Genomic DNA, 4,357 nt, shown 5'->3' with positions numbered 1-4,357 from the left:
TATCGACCTCATATTTTTCGTGTCAATAGACGCTCTATTAGATTTTTGCTATTATTAGAAGGATTTTTGTGTCTTTAAGGCATTCTTTTCCTTCACACTCACATCCGGAGAAACACTCTATGGCAATTAAAGTTGCAATCAATGGCTATGGCCGTATTGGACGTAACATCGTTCGCGCGCTCTACGAAGCAGGTCGTAACGATGAAATTCAAGTTGTTGCAATCAACGACCTGGGCGACGCGAATACCAATGCACACTTGACTCAATACGATTCAGCGCACGGTAAATTCCCAGGTGAGGTTTCTGTCGATGGCGGCGATCTGATTATCAACGGCGACAGAATCAAGGTTTTGGCTGAAAGAGATCCATCAAAATTGCCATGGGCTGAATTAGGCATTGATGTGGTTCATGAATGTACCGGTTTTTTTGCTAGCAAAGCAAAAGCTTCCGCACATCTGGATGCCGGTGCTAAAAAAGTCATTATTTCGGCGCCCGGCGGCAGCGATGTTGATGCTACTATCGTTTATGGCGTCAACCACAACACCCTAAAAGCAAGCGACACCATTATTTCAAATGCATCGTGCACGACAAACTGTCTCGCACCGCTGGTTCAGCCTTTGAAAGATTCAATCGGCATCAAACACGGCCTGATGACAACCATTCACTCTTACACTAACGACCAGGTATTGACTGATGTTTATCATTCTGACTTGCGTCGTGCTCGTTCTGCCACACAATCTATGATCCCAACTAAAACCGGTGCTGCTGCTGCCGTTGGCCTGGTACTACCGGATCTAGCGGGCAAACTGGATGGTTTTGCTGTTCGCGTACCGACTATCAATGTCTCTATTGTGGATCTGACGTTCACCGCTAACCGTGCCACCACAAAAGAAGAAATTGATGAGATTCTGACAGCCGCTTCTGAAGGCCATCTGAAAGGCATTCTGGACATCAATGAAAAACCACTGGTTTCGATTGATTTTAATCATAACCCAGCCTCTTCAACCTACGACAAATCATTGACTAAAGTCATTGATGGCACACTGGTTAAAGTTCTGGCTTGGTATGATAACGAATGGGGTTTCTCAAACCGTATGCTGGATACAACACTCGCATTAATGAATGCAAAATAAGTCTTAAATATCCCCAAAAGTCACAGGGACGTGACATTCATAAATATTCCCTGTCGCCTACAATGGCATTCACGATAGTCTGAAAACTTAAAAAAATTATGCTACGAAGAACTAAAATTCTGGCCACATTAGGCCCTGCTACGGATAAACCTGGCGTACTCGAAGGTTTATTTGCCGCAGGTGTTGATGTCGTGCGTATGAACTTTTCCCATGGCTCGGCTCAAGACCATATCGATCGCGCCAACAAGGTCCGCGAGATAAGTAAAAAAACCGGTCGCCGTGTCGGTATTTTATGTGACCTGCAAGGGCCAAAAATTCGAATCGCCCGTTTTAAAAACACCAAAGTCTGGCTGGAAGAAGGTCAAGATTTCTATTTGGATATCAACCTCGGCGAACATGATGGCGATGAAACCCAGGTCGGCATTACCTACAAACCTCTGGCCGAAGAAGTCAAACCCGGCAGCCGGTTACTATTAGACGATGGCCGGATTGTGATGGATGTTGTCGAAACCGATGGCAAGCGTATCCATTGCAAGGTCGTCGTTGGCGGCACCTTATCTAACAATAAAGGTATCAATCTTTTAGGCGGCGGCCTGTCTGCGGCAGCACTGACCGAAAAAGACAAAGAAGATATCAAGACCATCGGTAAAATCCAGGCTGATTTTGTCGCCATTTCCTTTCCGCGCAGTGGCGCCGATCTTGAAGAAGGCCGTCGCCTAATCGAGGCCGAAGGTTGCAACGCGGCCATCGTCGCCAAAGTCGAACGCGCCGAAGCAATGGAAGTGATCGATGAAATCATTTTAGCGTCCGATGGCATCATGGTGGCGCGGGGTGACTTAGGTGTCGAAATCGGCGATGCCCGGCTGCCGGCCGCACAAAAACATTTAATCACCCGCTCAAGACAGCTTAAACGGTTTGTGATTACGGCCACACAAATGATGGAATCCATGATTGAAAATCCGATTCCGACACGAGCTGAAGTATTTGATGTTGCAAATGCGATTGTCGATGGCACCGATGCCATTATGCTCTCGGCTGAAACGGCTTCTGGCAAATATCCGGTTAAAACCGTGGAAGCGATGGTTCGAATCTGTAAAGAGACAGAAAAACAGCCTAGCGTCAGAAGCTCTTCACACCGGGTTGATGAGAAGTTTAAACGCATCGATGAAGGCATTGCCATGTCGTCAATGTACTTGGCGAATCATACCGATATTGCCGGTATTGCAGCATTGACCGAATCGGGTTCGACGCCTTTATGGATGTCACGTATCAGCTCAGGTATTCCCATTTTTGCCTTTAGCCGAAACGAAGATACCCTCAACCGGGTAACTATTTATCGCGGTGTTTTCCCGGTTCCATTTCAATTTGACAGTGTCGATAAAATTGAAATCAACCGCAACATTATCAATAAACTTAAAGACCGCGGACACGCTAAAAAAGGTGACCAATACATCATCACCAAAGGTGATTTAGATGGCCAACCAGGCGGCACCAACTCCATGAAAGTTGTGATTGTCGGCGAAGGTCTGACACCTTAAATTGCCACCGCTTTGAAAACCAGACAACAGCTCATTGTTGTCTGGTTTTTTATTGCCTGTCATTTTTTCGGTTATTCTCCTATCCGGCTTTGGTTATAATAACCCGATCATTAATCAGGAGATATCACAATGCCAAGCCGCCGTGACTTAGCCAATGCTATTCGTGCTTTATCAATGGATGCCGTTCAAAAAGCCAATTCGGGCCACCCCGGAGCACCGATGGGCATGGCCGATATTGCCGAAGTTCTATGGAATGATTTTCTACGCCACAATCCAAATAATCCTGCCTGGCCCGATCGCGACCGTTTTGTTTTATCCAACGGCCATGCCTCGATGCTGTTGTATTCGCTGCTGCATTTAACCGGCTATGATGTCAGCATCGATGATCTGAAAAACTTTCGCCAACTGCATTCAAAAACCCCCGGCCACCCTGAATTTGGCATCACGCCTGGCGTAGAAACCACAACAGGCCCGCTCGGACAAGGTCTCGCTAATGCCGTCGGCATGGCTATTGCCGAAAAAAATCTGGCCGAACAATTCAATAGTGACGATATCAAACTCATCGATCATTACACTTATGTCTTTGCTGGCGATGGCTGCCTAATGGAAGGAGTTTCCCACGAAGCCTGCTCCCTAGCCGGAACACTGCATCTAGGTAAATTGATCGTGTTTTATGATGACAATGGCATTTCTATCGATGGCCGAGTCAGCGGCTGGTTTACCGATAATACCGTAAAACGCTTTGATGCTTATGACTGGCATGTCATTCGCCGGGTTAACGGTCATGACCCTGAGTCCATTCGTGCCGCAATTGAAGAAGCGCGCTCGGTTACGCATAAACCATCATTACTCGTTTGTCGAACCACGATTGGCTATGGCTCTCCGAACAAGCAAGGTACGGCACATTGCCACGGCGCACCATTGGGTGAAGAGGAAATACAAAAAACTAAAAAACTTCTGCATTGGCCGCATCCTGCCTTTGACATTCCTGACCCCATCTACAAAAAATGGGATGCTCGGGAAAAAGGTAGAAAACAGGAACAAGTCTGGCAGGATAAGTTAAAGCGCTACGCCCAACAACACCCCGATCTGGCCGAGGAGTTTGTTCGCCGGTTTCAAGGTGATCTACCCGATAACTGGCCGCAACACAGCCAGGCTTTTATTCAACAAACACAACAACAAGCCGAGTCTATCGCAACCCGTAAGGCTTCACAAAATTGCCTGAATGCCTATGCACCGCTGTTACCTGAAATCATGGGCGGTTCGGCTGATTTAACACCGTCGAATTTAACCGACTGGGATGAGGCGATGGAAATTACTGATGACCCAGCCGGTAATTATATTCATTATGGCGTGCGTGAATTCGGCATGGCCGCCATAATGAATGGCATGGTCTGTCATGGTGGTATTATTCCGTTTGGCGGAACCTTTCTGATGTTTTCCGAATATGCCCGCAATGCCCTGCGCATGGCGGCATTGATGAAAATCCGCAGTATCTATGTGTTCACCCATGACTCCATCGGCCTTGGCGAAGACGGGCCGACGCATCAACCCGTCGAACAAATCGCTACCCTGCGTATGATTCCCAATATGTCAGTCTGGCGCCCTTGTGATGCAACTGAAACGGCCGTCGCCTGGAAAGCGGCATTGGAACGCCAAAACGGCCCAACAGCTCTGGTATTATCC

The 4,357-nt window shown here is 47.5% G+C and carries 3 protein-coding genes; all 3 read left to right on the top strand.

Going from position 1 to position 4,357, the window contains the following annotated elements:
• Window positions 1–119 precede the first annotated feature (119 nt).
• The gene (gap, locus tag JEU20_RS09810; protein ID WP_198245419.1) at window positions 120–1,133 is read left to right on the top strand and encodes a type I glyceraldehyde-3-phosphate dehydrogenase; all 1,014 of its coding nucleotides are present in this window, start codon (window positions 120–122) and stop codon (window positions 1,131–1,133) included.
• A gap of 98 nt (window positions 1,134–1,231) precedes the next feature.
• Complete coding sequence (gene pyk, locus JEU20_RS09805) at window positions 1,232–2,671, top strand: pyruvate kinase (RefSeq protein WP_198245417.1); 1,440 nt, start codon at window positions 1,232–1,234, stop codon at window positions 2,669–2,671.
• A 129-nt stretch (window positions 2,672–2,800) separates the two neighbouring features.
• The coding region (tkt, locus tag JEU20_RS09800) for a transketolase (RefSeq protein WP_198245415.1) at window positions 2,801–4,357 on the top strand (1,557 nt) is incomplete at its 3' end.

The sequence above is a fragment of the methane-oxidizing endosymbiont of Gigantopelta aegis genome, assembly GCF_016097405.1.
GTDB lineage: Bacteria > Pseudomonadota > Gammaproteobacteria > Methylococcales > Methylomonadaceae > Methylomarinum.
The sequence above is the reverse complement of the archived record's forward strand: the minus strand, read 5'-3'. Positions and strand labels throughout refer to the sequence as shown.